Origin of the sequence: Paenibacillus humicus NBRC 102415, from assembly GCF_004000905.1 — a bacterium.
Classification (GTDB): Bacteria; Bacillota; Bacilli; order Paenibacillales; family Paenibacillaceae; genus Paenibacillus_O; species Paenibacillus_O humicus.
In genome coordinates, this window is sequence record NZ_BIMD01000030.1 from 1 (window position 1) to 19,683 (window position 19,683).

Sequence of the window (19,683 nt, forward strand, 5' to 3'; positions counted from 1 at the left end):
GGCTTCGCTCCCGGGATCAACACCAGGTGCCATTCCGGTGGCTCCGCTTCCGGGTTCCACCCCAGGCGCCTTGCCGGTGGCTTCGCTCCCGGGTTCAATCCGTCGTCCTTCCTGCACCAGCATCAGCTTGCGACCAGGCTTCTCTCCAAGCCGAAGAGCAAGCCAAAAAGATCCCTTCCCGGCAGGAAACGGCATGTTGCCGCCAATGTCCACCGATGAAGGGATCTTTCTTTTCGCACAAGAACGATGGCTGCTCATCCACCCATCCGGATAAAATCGATCTCGGCCAGGTCGCCGATGATGCCGACCGCGGCGCGGGTGCCGCTGGCCGCCGCGACGACGATCTGCGACGGCGAGAACCCCGCCGTATCCCCCGCGGCATAGACGCCGGGGACGCTTGTGCGGCCGGAGCCGTCGGCCGAAACGGAGCCGTACGCATCGTGCGCGCAGCCGAGCTGGCTACCGAGCGGCGTGCCGAGCATCCCGTCCGGCGAGGCGAAGCCGCCGCTGCGGGCTATCCGGCTGCCGTCCTCGAAGACGACCTCGCGCAGCTTGCCGCCGCTCCCTTCAAGAGCGGCGATCCGGAGAGAGCTGACCTTCACTCCCCGGCTCTCCAGCGCATGCCTCTGCTGCATGGTCAGATTGGATGCCCCGTGGCTGCATACGAGCAGATCGCGGCTCCAGCCGAGCAGAAGCCGCGCCTGCTGGAACAAGCCGCTTCCCGTCGACAGCACCAGCAGCGGCTGCCCGCGAAGCTCCCAGCCGTCGCAGTAAGGGCAGCTGAACAGGCTTTTGCCGTACATTTCCCGCAGTCCGGGAATGTCCGGGAACCGCTCCTGCAGTCCTGCGGCAAGCAGCACCGTGCGGGCGGCGGCGGAACCCCCGGCTGCGGTAAAGACACGGAAACCTCCATTGACCCTCTCCACCGAGACGACCCGGCTCTTGCTCAGCCGCACCGAAGGATATTGCGCCAGTTCATTGCGGGCGAGGGTGCGGAATTCCTCAGGCGCAATCCCGTCTCTCGTCAGATAGCCGTAGCTGGCCTCCGTCACGGAGTTGCGCGGCTGATGATCGTCGAGCAAAAGGACCGACCTTTGCGAGCGGCCCAGCATCAAGGCGGCGCTCAAGCCCGCAGGCCCGCCGCCAATGATTGCGCAGTCCCAATCCATCCCCCTAAGCCCCCTTCCTTGCTACTCTAACCTTATTAGGAAAACAGCAAGCCTAGAAGGGAACGGCCCGACAAAAAGGCGGAGACGAAAACGGGCTCCCCCGCCTTCATCCCCGCCTTGGCGGATCTGCTTTCTGACTCCGTGAATGCCTTCGTCCCGACGCTTACTTCCGTCCCGTAACCGGTACCGCGGCTCCGTAATACTCCTCCAGCGTGTCTCCGCTTTCAGCAAGCTTGGCGGCCAGTTCCTTGCCTACGAAGCGGATATGCCACGGCTCGTATTTATAACCCGTAATGGATTCCTTGCCTTCGGGATAGCGGATGATGAAGCCGTATTCCGCCGCATGCGCCGCCAGCCACTCCGCTTCCGGCGTACCGCCGAAGCAGCTTTCCGCCGCGCATTTGCCGTCCGTTCCGGACATGTCGATCGCAAGTCCGGTCTGGTGCTCGCTATGCCCCGGCCGTGCGCTGTATTTGTCCGCAGCAGCGACTCCGTCTTTTTTGACATAGTTGTCATACAGCGTTTTTTGTCTCGTTTCCGAGCGGTAGCCCGACACCCCAGCCAGCGAGATTCCGTCTTTCTTCGCACCTGCCACCAGCTTCTCCAGCGCCCCGGCAGCCTCCTTGCGAAGCTTGCGCTTGTCGATCTTTTCGCTGAAGGTGAACGGAATGTCCGGGTAGACGAGGTCATCCGGCACGTAGCCCTTCGGCAGGCGGAACTCCTTGTTGATCAGGGCCGCCACCGTATCGGCCTGGGCCGCAACCTGTTCGGACGGCTGCCCGGAGACAGCGGTTCCTTGTCCATCCTTGTCCCCTGCCGGCTTGTCTGTGCCGCCCTTGGAGCCGGATGGATTCGCCGCTCCGCCTGCATTCGTTGTGTCCCCTGCATTCGCTGCCGCTCCGCCTCCCGCAGCTTCGCTGCCGTCATTGGCTACCGGATCCTGCGACGGCGACGGAGAGGCCGTCTGCACATTTCCAGCAGCCTCGTTGACTGCCGAACCCGTTCCCGGAGCGGAGCTGTCGGAGCAGGCTGCTGCCGCCCAGGCGGTAAGGGCAAGCAGAAGCGCTGCCGCAATTCGTTTGTTTCGGTTTTTCATCATCGTCGTTCCCCTTTGCTGTATGAGATCCGCCTCCCGGCGAGCCTGTCTTAAATGTCGAATGAATGGTTGTTAATCTTCTGAACGATCCCGAAGCAGGAAATGTTTCAGCCTCCATGCCCGTCCTCCATCGTACCAAACTGCAGCGGGGGATGGAACAGGGAGCCGCAGGCGCCGCTGCAGGAATATGCCGCAAGTTCCATTTGAACGAAACGGCTAGGAAGTTTATGCTTAGTTTTGGAAATGCTATAGCTTGAGAGGAGTATGTTTCATGTCCCATCTATTCGTGTCGCCCTTCGAAATCAGGCTTGGCGACGGCGGCATTATCCGCGGCGAAGTGCGTGCGGCCAAAAAGCCGGGAGATCGCCCGGCGCTGTTCCTGGCCCATGGCTTCAAGGGCTTCAAGGATTGGGCTTTCATGCCCTATGCGGCCGAGAAGCTGGCCGAAGCCGGCTTTGTCGCCATCACTTTCAATTTCTCCCGCAACGGAGTCGGCGAGCAGGATTTCGATGAGCTGTCCAAATTCGGCTACAACACCTACACCCGCGAGCAGGCCGACTTGGCGGAAGTCCTCAAAGCCGCGATCGGCGGCAATCTGCCCCACGCGGGCTTGATCCAGCGGGCTAAGCTCGGCATGATCGGCCACAGCAGAGGCGGAGGCAACGCCCTCATCTTCGCCGCCGAGCATCCGCTCATCCGGGCGGCCGCTACCTGGAACGGCATCGCCCGCGCCAACCTGTTCGACGACGCCTTCGAAGCCAAGGCCCGCGAGGAAGGCGTCGCCTACGTCACCAACTCACGGACTCGGCAGGAAATGCCTGTGCGGCGCGAGTTTTTCGAGGATCTGGACGCCAATAAAGACCGCTTCGACATTCCCGCCCGCCTCGCCGGACTCCGGATTCCGGTCTTGATGATTCAAGGAAGCGACGATGCTCCCCGTCTGGTCGAAGGCTTTCACCGCCTGCAGGAAGCGGCGCCCCATCAGCCCGCGATCGAGCTGGAAGGAACCGGCCATACGTTCGGCGCCGTTCATCCTTTTGCCGGCACGACGGAGGCGCTGGAGCAGGCTCTGAATGCCACGATCGACTTTTTCAAAGCCCATTTGTAGAAATTTCATGTTCCGTTAAGGTAACCCGGCATGGATTTTGATATTATTCTCGCAGCAAGCAATATCCAGAATCCATTGCATTCACCACTCTTTGAAGGATACAGAAGGGAGTCAATCGTTTCATGGCAGATAAGGACAAGGATCCCAAGGATCATCTCGATCCGGTCGATCCAAAACAGGACGAGCATCTTACATTGGAAGATACGGCAACGAACGAGGGCGTCGAATTCGCTGGCCGCAGCGGCGACGAGCATCGCGAAGAAACGCTTCAAGCCGAGGATATCGTCGAGGAGGAGCGCGCCGAGGAATCCCTCCGGCAGGCCGAGAACGACGCCGAAATCCATACGGCGGATCCCGAGCGCGCATTCGGTTCGGTGCCGGTCACGGAAGGAAGCGCGGTCAACACCTCCGCTGGAGCGGCTGATCTGCCGCTGATGGACGGCGACGGATCGGGTCCCCGCCGCAGCGGAGCCGCTGCCGGCTGGATGATCGCTTCGCTCCTGCTGGCAGTGGCGCTCGTCATCGCGCTGGTCAGTCTCTTCAACGGCAGCGGCGGCGCCGCATCGGGCGGTACGGTTGCCACCGTCAACGGCGAGAAGATCTCGAAGGACGAGTTGTACGAGGCGATGGTTCCTTCCGCAGGCACGACGGCTCTGGACAGCCTCATCACGATGAAGCTCGTCGACCAGGAAGCCAGCAACAAGAAGATCGAGGTCACCGAAGATGAAATGGCCAAAGAGCTTGCCGACGTCAAGAAGAACTTCGGCAGCGAAAGCGCGTTTAAGGACGCATTGAAGCAGGCCGGCTTGTCGGAGGACGTTCTCAACAACCAACTGCAGATGCAGGTGCAGCTTCGCAAGCTGCTCAAGGACAAAGTCAAAGTAACCGATGCGGACATCAAGAAGTATTACGATGAGAACAAAGCTTCCTTCGCAACCGAGGAGCAGGTGAAAGCCTCCCATATTCTCGTCAAGACGAAGGAAGAAGCCGACGCCATCGAGAAGCAGCTCAAAAACGGCGGCGACTTCGCGGCGATTGCCAAGGAAAAATCGACCGATACCGGCAGCGCGGCGAATGGCGGCGACCTCGGTTACTTCGGCAAGGGCGCCATGGTTCCGGAATTCGAGAAGGCGGCCTTCGACCTTAAGGTCGGCGAAATCTCCGCACCGATCAAATCCGACTACGGCTACCATATCATCAAAGTCATCGACCACAAGCAAGCCTCGACGCCTACGCTGGAAGAGAAAAAAGCGGAGATTACGGAATCGCTTGAATATCAGCAGCTCGGCACCTTGTCCCAGACGCTCATCACCGACCTCCGCGGCAAGGCGACGATTACGAATTCGTTTGAAGAGAAAGAAAATGCGGCCGCCAACACTGGAGCAGCAGAAAACAGCGCCGGCGCCGAAAACGCGGCAGCGAACAACAGCTAGGCAGGCACGCTGGAAAGCAATAAAAAGGCTTCCGGAGCCATCCATGAGGATGGGCTTCGGAAGCCTTTTTTGATTGGTGCGAATGGTGACTCAAGGGGCGCCCGTCCGGCTTGAGCTCATCGGCACGGAAGCGGAAGCGAAACCGCCCCCGCTCAAGCCGAACCGCCAACCGTCCCGGCTTCCCGACGCTACATCGTCGTATCCTTGCGGACACGGCGCCGCGCAGCGCGGCTCCGCCTCAGCAGGCCCAGCACGGATACATGCGCCGGAGCAGCATAATAGCCCGCATCCTCATCGGGAGCCAGCAGCACTCCGAGCTGGTGATGTTCGCCCGCATACCTGGCCCGCTGCAGAAACTTGAGTTGTCCATCGGCATTGAACACTTCCATCCGGCAAAAGGCGGAGTTTATATGCAGCGCAGCATGCAGGTCTTCCTTGGTCCTTACCTTTTTCCCGTTCACCTTGTGGAGCACTTCGCCCGCTTCGAGGCCCATCTCCTCTGCCGGCGTTCCCGGCACGACTCCGAGAATGCACAAGCCCCGCTCGTCATGGACGAAGCGCGGCTGACGCTGACGCTCCCGCATCGATCCAAGCACGATGAGCGCTTCATGAAGCCCGAGGGAAAGCAGCGCTGCAGCCGGCACGAGCGGCTGCGCATATGCGGCACCGAGCGCGGCCGCAGCCAGCACGGCACTGTAGGCGAGCAGCCGGCGCGACGTAAGGCGGGCCTGGAGCTTCGGCAGCTCCGAGCGTGTCAGGTCGGTGAAGCCGATGATGGCCGGAAGCGCGATGACCGTCCAGCCGCCCTCCCATGCGGAGCCGCCGAGCAGAGGCGTCCATGGCAGCGAGGCCGCCGCCGAAGCGGATGGCACCAGCAGAAGCAGCGGCACCGGCCAGTAGCCCTGCAAGGCGTAGCCGCCGATCAGCTTGCCGCGCTTGCCCTCGAGGAACAGCGGCGAGGAGAACCGGGCGCCATCCCGGCGGACGAGCAAAGCCTCGGCCGCATGCAGGCCGGCAACGAGCAGCAGCAGGCCGGGAATATCGAGGTTCTCCAGCGAGAGAGCGGCTCGTCCGAGCCAGCCGCCCGTCCCGTCCGGCAAGCCGAGCAGGCCGCTGAGCCATTGCAGCAGTCCGAGCACGCCGGCGCTATAAGCGAAACAGAGATAGCGGACGCGGACGAGCATGAGCAGGGCGGCCGTCCCCCACAGCCAGAGCGCGGCGGAAGGCGTCAGGCTCATGCCGATGAAGGCTGCGCCAGCCGAGAGGGCGGCTCCAGCGAGCAGGCCGCTCCAGACGGCTCGGCCGAGCAGCTTGGGCCAGGCATGCAGGCGCACATGGAAGAGCTTGCGTTCCGTTCGGGTCTGACGAATATAAGAGAGAATGATCAGCAGCAGCGCAAAATAATAAAACGGCTGGGACAACAGCCTGACGGCCGCTGTCCCGTAATGACGGAGAATCTCCAAGGCCGTGTCCACAGCAAGCACCTCATTTTCAAAAGAATGACTCCCAAAAGCGTACCATCCAGTCGTATTGTTTTCGACAACGAAAGGCCGAAATCCTCCCCGCGGAGAATTTCGGCCTTGATTTGCGCGGCGGCTTCGAGCCGGTGAAAAGGGGCTTCCTGATCCCTGCCGCAAGGGCTTATTGCTTCCGGGCTCCCTTGCCGGAGCGGAGCGCCTGCGCCGCAGCCTCCAGCTGGGTATCGTGGCTGCCGCTGCGCACCCAGTCGCGAACGGCCTTCTCCAGCTTTTCCTGCGTAGCCGAATCGGCCGAGCCGGTCTCCCGGAGACCGCATTGCCGCTGGAACGCCTTCACCGCGGCAGCCGTCCCCTCGCTGTAATAACCGTCTGTTCGTCCGGGCTTGTATCCGAGGCCGACGAGCATCGCCTGCAGCGTCTTCGTGTCCTCGCTGATGGCATCTCTCTGCGGCTCTCCCGACCTCGACAGTCGGGACACCGTATATAAAGCCGGAGGCTTCACCTGAATATCCGGGCGGATGCCTTCATGATGGATCCAGACGCCGTTCGGCGTCAGCCATTTGGCGATCGTCATCTTGACGAGCCCGCCTTCCAGGTTGCGGTCATAGCTGACCTGGACCGTTCCCTTGCCGAAGGAGGTCTGACCGACGAGCACGGCGTCCGCCGACTCCTTCAAGGCGCCGGCCAATATTTCCGATGCGCTGGCGCTTCCCTTGTTGATCAGCACAGCGACGGGATACGGCTTGCCTTTTCCATTGGAGAGGATCTTCTCGGCGCGCTGTCCGCGCTGCTGGACTTGCAGGATCGGCTTTCCTGCCGGGATGAACGGCTCGGATATCTTTTCCACCACCGGCAGAATGCCTCCCGGATTGTTGCGGACGTCGATTACGAGCCCTTTCAGCTTCCGCTTCTCGAGCTTGTTCAGCTCCTCTGCGAAGCGTTCGGCCGTGTTCAGCGAGAACTGCCGAATCTCGATCAAGCCGACGCTCCCCGGAAGCAGGCGGGCCTCCACGGTTTCCACGTCGATCTCTTCCCGCACGACGGTAACGGTCATCGGCTTGCCGCTGCCGGCGCGCTGGATGACGAGGACGGCCTTGGAGCCCTTTGGACCGCGCAGCTTGGCTACCGCCTCCGAGATCGGCAGGCCTCCCAGACTGATGCCGTTGACGGACAGGATGACATCCTTCGCCTGCACGCCTGCCCGCTCCGCCGGCGACCCCTTCATCGGCGAGACGACGGTCAGCCTGCCCTCTTCCAGGGACACCTCCGCTCCGACGCCTCCGAACGCCCCTTCCACCGTCTCCGAAAACTGCTTGGCTGCGGGAACGTCCATATAGGTGGAGTACGGATCTCCAAGCGACTCCATCATCCCGCTGAGCGCCCCGCTCACGAGCTTGGCGCGGTCAACCGGTTCATAATACTGCTTCTGGATCAAATCGAGCACCGTATTGATTCTCTGCAGCTCTTCCTTGCTGAGGCCGCCGGACTGCGGCTCCGCGGCTTCCGCCGGCTTGGCCGGAGCATGGAGCGGCGCCGGCGCCGGGGCGGCTGCTCCGGCTGCTTGAGGCAGCGCCAGGACGATCGCCGCCGCCGCGCCCAATGCGGCTGTCCTTCGGACCATCCGCAGTGACAATGACTTCATACCGTTCTCCTCCTCGGTTGCTGTTTCGTTCCAGACCTGCATGAGAATTCTAGTATGCGACAACGGCCCGGGTTTTATTTGGCAGCAGCGGGAAAAGAACGGATCCTCCCCGGCCTCGCGGCTTCGGATTCGACCTAAACAGAACGTCTCGAGGAGCAGCAAGCCGCCTCGACGCCGAGCAGGAGCGACGGTTCTCGGGTCGAAAAGCAAGCCGCTCGCATCGGACCGGCAACAAAAAAGCTCCCCGCAAAAGCGGGAAGCTTTTCGACTTCGCAACCCGCCGCCGCGAGAAGAATGCTCGCGGGCGGCGGATGTTCGTCCATTATTTCAAATAAGGCAGCGGATTGACCGGCGTTCCGTCCTTGCGCACTTCGAAGTGGAGATGATTCCCGGTCGAGTTGCCGGTCGAGCCGACTTCGGCAATGAGCTGGCCGCGCTTCACGGTCTCGCCCTTCTCCACCTTGATGCCGCCGTTGCGGATATGGCCGTATATCGTCCACAAGCCGCCGCCATGATCGATGACGACGCAGTTCCCGTACCCGGTCCACCACTGCGCGACGAGCACGACGCCGGATTCGGCCGCGTAGATGTTCGTTCCTTCCGGAGCCGCCATGTCGGCGCCGGCATGGAGCTTGCGCTTGCCGGTGATGGGATGGATCCGATAGCCGAACGGCGAGCTGATGCGGTAGCTTGCCTTCAGCGGAACGCCAAGCTTGCCGCCGGTGTAATACGTCTTGAGCGCGTTTTTCTTTTTGATCAGCGCAGACTCCTTGGCCGCCAGGTCCAGCAGAAGCTGCTCCTGCTCCTCGCTGATCTCGCCAAGCTCCTCCAGCTTGTCGTCGTACGCGGCGATCAGCTGCTGCTTCTCCGATTCCTTGTCCGAGAGCACCTGCTGGTAATCGGCTATCTTCGCGTACAGCCCCTTGACCTCGGTGAGCTGGGATTCCACTTCCTTCTTCTTCTCCTCGACGAGCTCCTTGTCGTGCCGGCGCTCCTCCAGGATGACCTTGTCCTGGCTCATCATCGTATGAAGCGAGTCGAGGCGGCTGAGGAAATCCGCGAAGCTCGCCGCATTGAGCAGAACCTCCAGGTAGCTGACCCTGCCGTTCATGTACGTCATCCGGATCCGGGACTGCAGGCGGTCGTCCTGCTTGCCGATCCGCTTCTCGGCATCATCGAGCTCCTGGGCCGTCCGCTGCAGATTTTCGGTCGTGTCGCGAACCTCGTTCTGGACCTGGCTGAGGCGGGTGCCGACGGTGTCGATCTCCGCCATGACGGTTTTGAGCGATTCCGCCGTCTGGATCTTCTGCACCTGCACGGTCTTGGCATCCTTCTCGGCCTGGTTGCGGTTATGGGAAGCGGCCTGCATCTGGTCGCGGACCTGCTTGATTTGCTTGTTGATCTTGTCCACCTGCGAGGCCGCCTCTCCCCCCGCCGGAAAGACGGTCAGGGCCAGGACAGCCGCAAGACAGGCGAGAATAACCCTGTTCTTCTTCATCTGCGCTTGCATCCTCCTACACTTTCAAATAACGGCGTACCGATAATACGCTGCCCCATACGCCAAGCAGCGTGCCGATGCCGATCGTAAGCAGCGCGATGATCGGAGCGGCCTCCTGAATCGTGACGAGCCTGATGCTCATGAGGCCCAGCTCGAACTCGGACTGCTGGAACAGCTCCCGGTAGCCGAGCAGGATGACGGCGGCCGTCAAGGCAGAGGAGAAAAATCCGATAAGCGCGCCCTCAACGAAAAAGGGCCAGCGGATAAACGCATTGGTCGCCCCTACCAGCTTCATGATTCCGATCTCCCGCTGGCGGTTGATGATCGTCGTCTTGATCGTCGTGGCAATGAGGAACATGGCTGTGACAGCCAGTCCAGCGACGAGGATCAGGCCGATGTTGCGCACGGCGTTGGTCACCTTGAACAGCGTCTCCACCTGTCCCTGGCCGTACTTGACCCGCAGGAACGGGGAAGGATCCTGCCCCGCGCCGAGCGCTTCGATCTGGCCGGCTGCGGATGCGATCGTCTGCGGATCGTACACTTCGATGACAAAGGAAGCGGGAAGCGGATTGTCCTCGCCTTGATAGTCCTGCAGCAGCTGCTTTCCGTCGCTGCCCATCATCCGGCTCATTTCCTCCAGATTCTGCTGCTTGGTCCGAAACTCGACGCTCTTGACCTCGGGGATATTGCGGATCCTGGTCTCCAGCGAATCGATCTGCTGCTGCGCCGTGTCCAGCTGCAGGAAGGCGCGGATCTCCACCGTGCTCTCCAGCTGGTCGGCCAGCTTGTTGACGTTGAGCGCGAGCAGGACGAAGACGCTGAGGATGAACAGGGAAATGAAGATCGAGCTGATGGAGGCGAAGCTCATCCAGCCGTTGCGGAAGATGTTCCGCACGCCTTCGCGCATGTGGCGCAGGAGGGTTCTAGCCTTCATAGCCGTAATCCCCTCTCAGCTGGTCGCGCGCGATGACGCCGTTCTCGATGGCGATGACGCGCTTGCGAAGAGAGTTCACGATCTCGCGGTTATGCGTCGCCATCACGATGGTCGTGCCCCTGAAGTTGATTTCCTCCAGCAGGTTCATGATGCCCCAGCTCGTCTCGGGGTCGAGATTGCCTGTCGGCTCGTCGGCCACGATGACGCTGGGATTGTTGACGATCGCGCGGGCGATCGCCACGCGCTGCTGCTCGCCGCCGGAGAGCTGAGCCGGCAAATGGCCATGCTTGCCGCCGAGGCCGACAAGCTCCAGAACTTCCATCGTGCGCTTTTTCATCAGCTTGCGGGGAGCTTCGATGACCTCCATCGCGAACGAAACGTTCTCGTAGGCGGTGAGCTTCGGAAGGAGGCGGTAATCCTGGAAGATGACGCCGATGTTGCGCCGCACATAAGGAATCTTGCGCGGCTTGAGCTTGCCTATATTGAAGCCGTTCACGAAGAGCTGCCCCTTGGTCGGGTACTCTTCCCGGTAGATCAGCTTCATGAACGTGGACTTGCCGGCGCCCGAAGGCCCGACGATGTACACGAAGTCATTGCGGTCGATGACGACCGAGATCCCGCGCAGCGCATGCGCGCCGTTGGGGTAGGTCTTCCAGATGTCCATCATTTCAATCACGGGTGTTCTCACATCCTGTCTGTTTTCCGCTTATGAATGTTCGACAGAAAAGGCTTATTTCCTCTCCTGCAGGAAGGGATTTCCTTAATTTTCACAATTCTCATCTGCATGTCCGGTCCGCAGTACCGGATTCGACAACCATCCCTTTGCCGCCTTGTCGAACAAGGGAGAGAAACTCCCTCTCTTTACATCGGTAAAAGAGCAACGATTTGTAGATAAATGTCGAGAAAACCTTATATGTCCCGCCAAAAAAACAACAAAAGGCACGGCGCGCCGATCGGCGTTCCGTGCCCCGCAATTCCGCTGCTGCCTCGCAGTCAATCCTGATCCCAAACCCCGGACAATGAGATCGGGATCCGGTATGGTCGCTCGATATAATTCGGATAGCTGCCGATCGTGAACGTGAGCGGCTGCTTGTAGGCGCCCGCCTTGTACTTGAACGCCAGAGTCTGGTTCGTCTCGTCGGAATTCGCGCTTACCGAGGATCCCAGCTGCTTGTCTTCATGCCGGCTTCCGCTCCCGTCCACGAACGTTCCGTCCAGCAGATTGTAGCTCATGTTGTCGTCCTTGCGGCCCGTATCCAGATGGAACCGCAGCTGCAGCTCCCCGCCGCTCTCCGTCGATCCCAGCAAAGTCACCTTGTCGTCCGGAGCCTTGAGCAGCAAGCCCTTCTCCGTGTCGATGACGATCTCATTCTTGCCCTTATCCAGAGCCCGGAGCCAGGTTCCCGTCAAATACAGAGCCTGCGGCTTGCGGAAGTAGCTGCTCTGGAAGGTGAAAATGGTCCGGTCGGGATCGTTCGTCCCGGAGCTCATGGAGGGAACGGACCATTCCTTGCCGGCATCGTCCACCAGCTTCATGTCGCCTCCGCCGAAAATCTTCATCGTATTGCTCTTCGCAAAACGCGCTTCGATTTTGATCGTAAGGGGAGAGATGACGGCCCGCTCGAAGATGATCTTCTGTCCGGCGGCTTCCAGCGTATAGTCCATCGGGACGGAGCGGGAATGACCCCCGAACTTCGCGGTGTCTACCGCGAACGCCACCTTGTACTTCTGGCCGCGGAGCGTGAGCACGACGCCCAGCTTATCCGGCAGCGGCTCCTCCTTGCTGAACAGAATGGAGATGTTCTCCATATTCTCGGAACCGTCCGCTTGGCCCGTGACGTTCCCGGATGAGCCGTAGCCGACCTGCAGTTGCCGGTCCGTCCCGTCCGTCAGGCTCAAATCATGCAGCTCGACCTGTTCATCGGAGCGCAGGCCCTTGATGCTGTACAGCAGGTTCATCCGGAACTCGTCCGCGACGATGCCCTCCACGGTGAATTTGAGCCCGCCATGCTCATCCGACAGCCCTACCTTCTGCATGTAGTCGTTATCCACCGCGTCCAGAATGGATTGGTCGTTGGCATACTGTTGGCGGATCGCGTCCACCAGCGGGGCCATTCCCGGAATCTGCCTCACGGCAGACGCGAATGCCGGGGATACGCGGATCGTCACGAGACAGACGAGGAGCAGGAGGCAGGCGGCCGAAGCGGCATAAATTCTCCGGCGGACCGTCCTTCGCCTTCCCCGCTTCCTTTCCTTGCCGGCTGCAAGTCCCGCCCTAATCGCTGCGTCCGCCCGTCCTGCGAGAACAGGATCCATCCCCCTATCTTCGGCCAGAACGGAAAAGTCCGGCTGCTCATCCTTCATCCCGCGCCTCCCCCTCTCTCATCCATGCTCTCAGTTTCGCCAGCGCCCTGTTCAGCCAGGTCTTCACCGTGCCCTCCGGCTTCCCCAGCAGCCTGGCGATTTCCGTCAGCGTCATATCGTCGTAGTATTTGAGAATGACGACCTGCCTGAGCTTCGGCTCCAGCTCGGCGATGGCCTCCTCCATCCGCAGCCTGTCCTCGATTCCAGGCATTCCGAATTCCGCAGCGGGAGCCTCGGGCAGCCATTCGGCCGGTCTCTGCCTGCGGCGCCGCTTCTGCTCGTCGATGCAGACGTTCATCAGAATCCGGATGAGCCAGGTTTGGAAATAAGCCGGTTCCTTGAGCTTGCCCAGCTTCATGTACGCCCGCAAGGTCGTCTCCTGAATGGCTTCCAGCGCCGCTTCCTCGCTGCGCAGATAGGCCAGGGCGATCCGCAGCAGCCGATCCCGCGAATTGCCCATCAGCTGCAGGAAGGCGCCTTCGTCGCCCGCGCGGGCTTGGGCGGCCAACGCCGCGGCGCTGTCCTTTGCTTTTGCTTCCGATAAAACCGGTGTCGTCGTTATGTCGTCCAAGCCCTTCCCTCCCTATCTCCGCATTAGACTTCGAGCGCCGTCAAACGGTTTTGACCGCAGCAAAAAAAAGCCGGCTTCGGGCTGGCTTGCCGTGGCGGCCTGCAGCATTCCCCTGAGACAGCGGCTTGCCGCGCTTTCTTCTCCGCGTCTCCTTCCACTGACGCGCTCCCTCATACGGACAGCATGTCAGCGGAGGAGGATAGAGCCTGTGCGGAGCCATATCCGTGAATTTCCTCGAAAATAAGGTCCGCAGGCCGAGGATGAGGCTGCCATTGAGCCTTATTTTCCAGCAATGCGCAAGCGAACGCAAATAGGGCCCGTTCGGAGCCCTATTGCTCTTCTATCAAACCAGGTGCGCTAAAAAAAAGAAGCTTCCCCTGGCCATGCTCATGACCTAAGGGACAGCCTCTTGAATTCTCTTCCGAGCCGTCCAGCCGGCAGAGGTCGGACGCTTGCCCGGCAATCAGCCCTGCTCGACCTCCAGCTGCTTCAGCGGCTGCGTCGCCGGTCCCTCCAGCACGGTGCCGTCATAGCCGAAGCGCGAGCCATGGCACGGGCAATCCCACGAGCGGTCCCCGGAATTCCACCTGCACTCGCAGCCCATATGCGTACAGGTCGTATCCACGACATGCAGCGCTCCTTGCGAGTCGCGATAGGCGCCGGCGCGCTTGCCCTTGACCTTGACGACGGCGCCCTCGTCCGGCTCCAGCGAATCCGGCGTCCGGGACGGAGCGTCCAGCTTGCCGGAGATAAGCTCCCCGGCGACGTTGGCGTTCTGGGCCACGAACGTCTTGAGCGACGGATCGGCCTTGAAGCGCGAAGGCTTGAACAGCTCCAGATGCTTGCTCTGGCCGTTCGCGACGAGATCGTTCACGATCAGCGCGGCGAGCGTGCCGGTCGTCATTCCCCATTTGTTGTAGCCGGTGGCGATGAGCAGGTTGGGATGCTTGCCCGTGATCGGCCCGATGTAGGGCACTTCGTCGAGGGTGACGAGATCCTGCGCGGACCATCGGTAAGGAATGCTCTTGGCTCCGAGCAGAGAATCACCGAACTGCTCCAGCGCCTCGAAATGCTGGATCATCGGAATGCCCTGGCCCGTCTTGTGGTTGTCTCCGCCGACGAGCACGACCCGCTTGTCTCCCAGCTGCGCCGAGCGCAGAGAGCGGACGGTGCTGCCCGCGCTGATGTACATGCCGCCCGGGAAAGGCTTCTCCGGCTCGACCGCGACGATGTAGGAGCGCATTGCATGCAGCCGGGAGAAGAAAAAGCCGCCGCCGTCCGTGAAAGGGAAATGCGAGGCCGAGACCGCCCAGCTGCAGGAAATGGTGCCGCCCGCTTCCGTCTCCACCTGCAGGCGCCCGTTGTCGTCCTCCTTCACCTTTCCGCTCGCGGTCGTATTTTCGTACACCTTGAGCCCATGGCGCTGCGCTTCGGCCAGCAGCTTCTTCAGGTATTGCAGCGGATGGAACTGCGCCTGGCCCGGCAGCTTGATCGCGCCTTTCTCCGACAGTCCGTCCAGCGGAAGCTTGTCCGTCCATTCGCCCGGTATGCCAATGGTCTGATAGGCTTTCCACTCCGTATGCAGCTGCTTCAAATCCGCATCGTTATCGGCATATATATAGGCGTCCTGAGTTTCAAGACCGCAGTCGATGCCGAGCTCCGCCACGATTTGCGTCATCCATTTCAACGCCTCGTCGTTGGCATCGTAATACTGCTTGGCCTGCTCCTTGCCGAAATGCTGCAGCAGCTTGTCGTAGATCATGCCGTGCTGGGCGGTTATTTTGGCGGTCGTATGTCCGGTCGTCCCATCCAGAAGCCGGCCCGCCTCCGCAAGCACGACCTTGAGCCCCTGCTTGCTGAGCAGGTAAGCCGCCGTTATCCCCGTGATGCCGCCTCCGATGACGGCAACATCGGCTTCCACGGTGCCGCGCAGAGATTCGAATTGCGGCAGCTCCTCCGTTGCCCTCCACATCGATTCCGGGTAGCGGGGAAGCTTGCTGGATGAAGAAGGATTGCTGTTGTCCATGATTGACCTCCCATAGGCTGGATTTCCTATTTCTTTTATTCCCACAACCCGACGGAATCAAAACCCGGCGTATAATAAGGAATAGAAAGAAGGTGCCGGAATGGGGATTTCCTTTTACCGAGAATCGGCCTTGCCCTTTCTGGAGGCCAAAGCCTGCTCGTCGTACGATTTCGGCTGCCGGAAGCATTTCCACGAGGAGCTGTCCGTCGGAATCGTGCGCAAAAGCTCCACCGCCGCCTGGTATGACGGCCGAACGGCCAAGCTGGAAGAAGGTGCCCTGATTTCCTTTCCGCCGCTGCTTCCCCATGCGTGCAGCCCGGAGGGCGGGAGCGGCTGGTCCTACGACATGCTGTTCATCTCCCCGGAATGGACGGACTCCTGGCTGGAAAACCCTCTGCCCCTGCGCCGGCCGCTGCTGGCGGATGGACAGGCGGCCGCAGCGTGCAGTTTATGGGTTTCCGCCGCCATGTCCGCCATGAGCGGAGGCGGCACGCCGCTGGAGATCGAGACTCCCGTCATTGGCCTGGTGAAGGCGCTGGACCGGCTTGCCGGCGCGCAAGAGGCGCCGCTGCTCCGCCGCGGCGCGGAGAAAGCCGCCCTGCGCCGAGCGAAGGACTTCATCCATGAGCATTTCCGGGAGAAGGTGACGCTGGACATGCTGGAGCGAGCGGCCGGCCTCAGCCGCTACCATTTGATCCGCTTGTTCAAGCTCGAATGCGGCCTGCCGCCTGCCGCCTACCAGAACATGCTGCGGCTCAACCTCGCCAAAAGCGAGCTGGCCCTCGGGGAAAAGCCGCTCGCGGAAATCGCCCTGGAGGCCGGCTATTACGACCAGAGCCACTTCAGCCGGTCGTTCCGGGCCCATGTCGGCGTTTCCCCGTCACGCTATGCTTCCTCTTGAGCAGCCAGCGGGCAGCAAGATCGTACAAGACGCCTCCGCCTGTTCGCCTTATCGTAGGGGAATATCCCTGCAGCAGGAGGAGACCGCCTCATGTCCATTTCAACAGCCGAACAAGATTTTGCCGCCGCCCTGAAGTCCATCGCAAGAAACCCTGACATCAAGTCCCGCTTGCTTCAATCGCCCGAGCTGCACCGCATCCTCAGCCGGGCTGCCCGCCGGTTCACGGCCGGTGACAGGCGCGAGCCCGCCGTCGGGACCGCTGCCGCCCTGGCCGGGCGCGGGTATGCCGTTTCCCTGGAACATATCGGCGAGAATACTGGCTCGGAGCCGGAATGCGAGCTGGCGGTGCAGGAATTCTCCAGGCTGATCGATGCTTGCGTGAAGCAAGGCCTGAACAGCCGGATCTCGCTCGATCTGTCCCACATCGGCCTGTCCCTGGACCGCGGGCTTGCGCTGCGCAATCTGACCGCTCTCGCAGAGAAAGCCTCAGCCGCCGGGCTCCAGCTGTTCGTCAGCATGGAGGAAGCCGCCAAAACCTCCTCGATTCTGGACGTCTATCGGGAAGCCGCCGAGCGTTCCGCGAATCTCGGCATCACTCTCCAGGCGCAGCTGCCGCGCTCGCTCGGCGACCTCACGCTGCTGAAGGACGCGCCCGGCGCCGTGAGAATTGTCAAGGGAGCCTACCAGGAGCCGGAAGGCGTCTCGATTCCCCGCTCCGGCCAGCTGGACGCCCGCTATCTGGAGCTGGTCGGCCTGGCTCTGGAGCAGGGCAAGCAGACATCCATCGCCACGCATGACCGGAATTTGATCCGGGAAGCGGACGCTCGCGGGTATGTCCGGCATCCGCTGGCCGAGCTCGAGATGCTGTACGGAATCGTCCCGGAGTCGGCGCGGGACTGGAAGGAATCCGGCGTCTCGACCCGAATCTATGTCACCTATGGGGAGGAATGGTACTTGTACCTGTGCCACCGGATCGCCGAGCATCCTCCCAACCTGTATGACGCCGTCACCGACATGATCCGGGGCGGGAGCAGCGTATTGGAAGCTTACTGAAAGCGAAAACAACCGGCGGGCATCCCGCCGGTTGTTTTCGTTCGGCTCTATGTGCACCGATGGCTCCATTGGCCCTGTCTGCACCGATGACTCCATAGGCACTGACTGCCTAGTCAGGATGGGGCCGGGAGACGCCTACACGAACGTTTTCGTGTCGTTGTTGCGGCCGAACTTGTAGGCCGCGACGAGGAAGAACACCAGAGCGAAGGCAGCCAGCACGGCCAGATTGATCGAGATCCGGCTCGTGTCCCCGGTCTGCAGCTCGTCGATCGACTGCAGCACCCAGCGCTGCGGCATGAAGTCGCCGATTTTGCGGATCGTATCCGGCATGATCGAGATCGGGAAGAAACAGCCGGCCAGCAGGCAGCTCGGCGTAATGATGAAGTTCGACATCGCTCCGGATACCGCCGAGTTTTTGGAGAAGGCGACGATAACAAGAGAGAGGCTGACGGACACGAGGGCGAACAGAATCAGCATGCCTCCGAGCTGGACGATCGGAAGGCCGGGATCGACGCCGAAGACATAGCGGAGAGCGACCAAAGCGACGGCCACTTGCACGACCATGACAGCGATGTTGACCAGGACGTTGGCGAGCACGTACGAGCGGGCGCTGATGGGGGAAGACAGAATGCGGTAATACGTCCGGTCTTCGCGGCTTTTCAGGATGATTTCCGACAGGTTGACGGCCGCGGTCATCATGAACAGAATCAGGAAGCCGATGGACTGGACCGACATCGCCTTCGTCAGGGATGTATCGGCGACTTGCTGCGTCTCGAGCTTGAACCCTCCGCCGCGGTAATCGGCATACAGCTTGTCGAAGGCCGCCCGGTCCCCGCCGGCTGCGCGGCTTATGGCAGCGGTATTGTCCAGGTATGCGTTCAGCATGCCTTTGATATATGCCGTCACGGTCTGGCCTTTGACGGATTGGATGGCGATTCCTTCGGGCTTGCCGGCCGCCATGCTGTCGGAGTAGCCCTTCTCCAGAATCAGGCCGGAGTCCAAATCCGCCGAAGCCAGCTTCTTCTTCAGCTCCTCCCGACTCAGCAGCGTCGTCTTCACATGCTGCAGGCTGCTGACATAGGCCGCCGTATCGGCGGCGATGACGGCGCTGCCGTCCTCATTGGCGATGCCGACGCGCAGAACCTGCTGTCCCGCGCTGCCATAGAGCATGATGGAGCCGATGACTCCGATGATCGGCAGCCCCACGTAAACGAGCAGGCTGCTCCTTTTGCGGAAGGTGTTCTTCAACGTATGGACGGCCACCCACCATATATCTCTCCACATCTTACAATCCCTCCCGCTTGCTCATCATATAGGCCGAGGCTGCCAGCAGCAGCGCGGCAAGGCCGGCGTTGAGACCGATGGTCTGAATGACCTGGGTGCTGTCGCCGAGATAAATCATGTTGTTCAAGGCCATGTTCGCCCACCGGATCGGAGACAGGCTGGCGGCGATGCCGAGCAGGCTGTTCTTCTCGACCACTCCAAGCGGGAAGTACGCGCCGCCGAAGAAGGAGGCCAGCTGCACCGCCAGGGAGATCAGACCGCCCGATGCGCTCGACTTCAGGAGATAGCTGAGCGCAAGTCCCAGGCTGGTCGACAGCACGACGACGGAGAGCAGGACGAGCAGGACGAGAGGCAGATTGTCGCCCCAGTACGCATGGTAGACGACCTTGCTGAACGTAATGACGACGAGCACGCAGAGCATGTTGACCGCCAGATTGCCGAGCACCTTGCCGGCAAAAATCTCTCCCTTGCGCACGGGAGCGGCCACCAGGCGCGCTGCCGTGCCCTGCCTGATCTCGCTGTTGACGAGGTTGGCCGCCGACATCGCGCCCCACAGGGCGATCATGACGGTGAGCGCGACCGCGTAGTAATCCATCGAGCCCGGCATGCGGTCCAGATCCAGCGACAGCTCCTTCACGTACCCGCCGGAAGGCGCCGGCTGGAACGCTGTGGCCGCCTTGGCCGGATCGGCCGCCCCGATGGCGGCTGCGGCATTGTAGCGGTCGGCATAGGCCGACAGCATGCCTTGCGTCATGTTGCTCGCGACGGCGTTGCGGTCGCTTCCGTACAGCTTGATGCCGCTATTCGTGACGACGGCATAGTCGTCATAGTTGTTTTTCTCCACTTCCGCCGCCCCGTCCATGCCGGGCTTGAAGTCCGTAAAAGCAAAGCCGGATTTCTCCATCTCCGCCCGGAAACCGGCAAATCCCTGCTGCGCGGCTCCGCTGCTCTGATCCTGCACCAGCACGCGGACCGTATCCATGGCGGCCGTTGTGCTGAACGCATTGGCAAGGGCCGTGCCAAGCACCAGCATCAGCACAAGCGGGAAGGCGAGCATGAAGAACAGCGTGCGCCGGTTCCGGAAGCTCAGGAGCATTTCCTTGAACGCGATTTGGATGACATTCAT

17 protein-coding genes are annotated in these 19,683 nt (G+C 61.3%); 4 read left to right on the forward strand and 13 right to left on the reverse strand.

Going from position 1 to position 19,683, the window contains the following annotated elements; all coding sequences use genetic code 11:
* The 3 genes from PHU01S_RS26400 to PHU01S_RS16940 all read right to left on the reverse strand — a co-directional run.
* The coding region (locus tag PHU01S_RS26400; RefSeq protein ID WP_218032466.1) for a hypothetical protein at positions 1–258 on the reverse strand (258 nt) is incomplete at its 3' end.
* Positions 255–1,169, reverse strand: a complete 915-nt coding sequence (locus tag PHU01S_RS16935; RefSeq protein WP_049868327.1) for an NAD(P)/FAD-dependent oxidoreductase — start codon at positions 1,167–1,169, stop codon at positions 255–257. The genes PHU01S_RS26400 and PHU01S_RS16935, both read right to left, overlap by 4 nt.
* Before the next feature lie 163 nt (positions 1,170–1,332).
* On the reverse strand, positions 1,333–2,268 hold the full coding sequence (locus PHU01S_RS16940; RefSeq protein ID WP_373864542.1) for a M15 family metallopeptidase: 936 nt from the start codon (positions 2,266–2,268) through the stop codon (positions 1,333–1,335).
* Positions 2,269–2,536: 268 nt separating this feature from the next.
* On the opposite strand from PHU01S_RS16940, the gene PHU01S_RS16945 reads away from it, so the two are divergent.
* Positions 2,537–3,373: an alpha/beta hydrolase family protein gene (locus PHU01S_RS16945; protein ID WP_049868329.1), complete on the forward strand. Its 837-nt coding sequence runs from the start codon at positions 2,537–2,539 to the stop codon at positions 3,371–3,373.
* A gap of 122 nt (positions 3,374–3,495) precedes the next feature.
* Complete coding sequence (locus PHU01S_RS16950) at positions 3,496–4,806, forward strand: peptidylprolyl isomerase (RefSeq protein ID WP_049868330.1); 1,311 nt, start codon at positions 3,496–3,498, stop codon at positions 4,804–4,806.
* A gap of 188 nt (positions 4,807–4,994) precedes the next feature.
* Here the strand turns inward: PHU01S_RS16950 and PHU01S_RS16955 are convergent, their stop codons facing one another.
* The 8 genes from PHU01S_RS16955 to PHU01S_RS16990 form a co-directional block, all read right to left on the reverse strand.
* On the reverse strand, positions 4,995–6,281 hold the full coding sequence (locus tag PHU01S_RS16955) for a PDZ domain-containing protein (protein WP_049868331.1): 1,287 nt from the start codon (positions 6,279–6,281) through the stop codon (positions 4,995–4,997).
* Between the two features lie 166 nt (positions 6,282–6,447).
* Positions 6,448–7,926, reverse strand: coding sequence for a S41 family peptidase (locus tag PHU01S_RS16960; protein WP_164763097.1), 1,479 nt, complete (start codon positions 7,924–7,926; stop codon positions 6,448–6,450).
* A 322-nt stretch (positions 7,927–8,248) separates the two neighbouring features.
* Complete coding sequence (locus PHU01S_RS16965) at positions 8,249–9,424, reverse strand: murein hydrolase activator EnvC family protein (RefSeq protein WP_049868333.1); 1,176 nt, start codon at positions 9,422–9,424, stop codon at positions 8,249–8,251.
* 16 nt (positions 9,425–9,440) lie between these two features.
* Complete coding sequence (gene ftsX / locus PHU01S_RS16970) at positions 9,441–10,358, reverse strand: permease-like cell division protein FtsX (RefSeq protein ID WP_048746310.1); 918 nt, start codon at positions 10,356–10,358, stop codon at positions 9,441–9,443.
* Positions 10,348–11,034 carry a cell division ATP-binding protein FtsE gene (gene ftsE / locus PHU01S_RS16975; protein WP_049868334.1) on the reverse strand — a complete coding sequence of 229 codons (687 nt, stop codon included), beginning with the start codon at positions 11,032–11,034 and terminating at the stop codon, positions 10,348–10,350. Before ftsE ends, ftsX begins: the two co-directional genes overlap by 11 nt.
* A gap of 317 nt (positions 11,035–11,351) precedes the next feature.
* Positions 11,352–12,722 (reverse strand): DUF4179 domain-containing protein, encoded by a 1,371-nt coding sequence (locus PHU01S_RS16980; protein ID WP_021881346.1) that lies wholly within the window; start codon positions 12,720–12,722, stop codon positions 11,352–11,354.
* Entirely contained in the window at positions 12,712–13,293 is a 582-nt protein-coding gene (locus tag PHU01S_RS16985; RefSeq protein WP_232316946.1) for a sigma-70 family RNA polymerase sigma factor, read from the reverse strand. Before PHU01S_RS16985 ends, PHU01S_RS16980 begins: the two co-directional genes overlap by 11 nt.
* 463 nt (positions 13,294–13,756) lie before the next feature.
* Positions 13,757–15,319, reverse strand: a complete 1,563-nt coding sequence (locus PHU01S_RS16990) for an FAD-dependent oxidoreductase (protein WP_127508714.1) — start codon at positions 15,317–15,319, stop codon at positions 13,757–13,759.
* A gap of 100 nt (positions 15,320–15,419) precedes the next feature.
* Between PHU01S_RS16990 and PHU01S_RS16995 the strand changes: the two genes are divergently transcribed.
* Positions 15,420–16,220: a helix-turn-helix domain-containing protein gene (locus tag PHU01S_RS16995; protein WP_127508717.1), complete on the forward strand. Its 801-nt coding sequence runs from the start codon at positions 15,420–15,422 to the stop codon at positions 16,218–16,220.
* Positions 16,221–16,310: 90 nt separating this feature from the next.
* Positions 16,311–17,273 carry a proline dehydrogenase family protein gene (locus PHU01S_RS17000; protein WP_048746302.1) on the forward strand — a complete coding sequence of 321 codons (963 nt, stop codon included), beginning with the start codon at positions 16,311–16,313 and terminating at the stop codon, positions 17,271–17,273.
* A gap of 135 nt (positions 17,274–17,408) precedes the next feature.
* Here PHU01S_RS17000 and PHU01S_RS17005 read toward each other — a convergent pair whose 3' ends face one another.
* Together PHU01S_RS17005 and PHU01S_RS17010 are read right to left on the reverse strand one after the other, a co-directional pair.
* Positions 17,409–18,557: an ABC transporter permease gene (locus tag PHU01S_RS17005; RefSeq protein WP_127508719.1), complete on the reverse strand. Its 1,149-nt coding sequence runs from the start codon at positions 18,555–18,557 to the stop codon at positions 17,409–17,411.
* A gap of 1 nt (position 18,558) precedes the next feature.
* Entirely contained in the window at positions 18,559–19,683 is a 1,125-nt protein-coding gene (locus tag PHU01S_RS17010) for an ABC transporter permease (protein WP_127508722.1), read from the reverse strand.

What these genes read in the sequence shown, in the direction of transcription:
- PHU01S_RS16995 (WP_127508717.1), top strand. Translation starts at nt 15,420, where the DNA reads ATGGGGATTTCCTTTTACCGAGAATCGGCCTTGCCCTTTCTGGAGGCC.
- PHU01S_RS16940 (WP_373864542.1), bottom strand. Translation starts at nt 2,268, where the DNA reads ATGATGAAAAACCGAAACAAACGAATTGCGGCAGCGCTTCTGCTTGCC.
- PHU01S_RS16945 (WP_049868329.1), top strand. Translation starts at nt 2,537, where the DNA reads ATGTCCCATCTATTCGTGTCGCCCTTCGAAATCAGGCTTGGCGACGGC.
- PHU01S_RS16965 (WP_049868333.1), bottom strand. Translation starts at nt 9,424, where the DNA reads ATGAAGAAGAACAGGGTTATTCTCGCCTGTCTTGCGGCTGTCCTGGCC.
- PHU01S_RS17005 (WP_127508719.1), bottom strand. Translation starts at nt 18,557, where the DNA reads ATGTGGAGAGATATATGGTGGGTGGCCGTCCATACGTTGAAGAACACC.
- PHU01S_RS16950 (WP_049868330.1), top strand. Translation starts at nt 3,496, where the DNA reads ATGGCAGATAAGGACAAGGATCCCAAGGATCATCTCGATCCGGTCGAT.
- PHU01S_RS16990 (WP_127508714.1), bottom strand. Translation starts at nt 15,319, where the DNA reads ATGGACAACAGCAATCCTTCTTCATCCAGCAAGCTTCCCCGCTACCCG.
- ftsX (WP_048746310.1), bottom strand. Translation starts at nt 10,358, where the DNA reads ATGAAGGCTAGAACCCTCCTGCGCCACATGCGCGAAGGCGTGCGGAAC.
- PHU01S_RS16960 (WP_164763097.1), bottom strand. Translation starts at nt 7,926, where the DNA reads ATGAAGTCATTGTCACTGCGGATGGTCCGAAGGACAGCCGCATTGGGC.
- PHU01S_RS17000 (WP_048746302.1), top strand. Translation starts at nt 16,311, where the DNA reads ATGTCCATTTCAACAGCCGAACAAGATTTTGCCGCCGCCCTGAAGTCC.
- PHU01S_RS16980 (WP_021881346.1), bottom strand. Translation starts at nt 12,722, where the DNA reads ATGAAGGATGAGCAGCCGGACTTTTCCGTTCTGGCCGAAGATAGGGGG.
- PHU01S_RS16935 (WP_049868327.1), bottom strand. Translation starts at nt 1,169, where the DNA reads ATGGATTGGGACTGCGCAATCATTGGCGGCGGGCCTGCGGGCTTGAGC.
- PHU01S_RS17010 (WP_127508722.1), bottom strand. Translation starts at nt 19,683, where the DNA reads ATGAATGTCATCCAAATCGCGTTCAAGGAAATGCTCCTGAGCTTCCGG.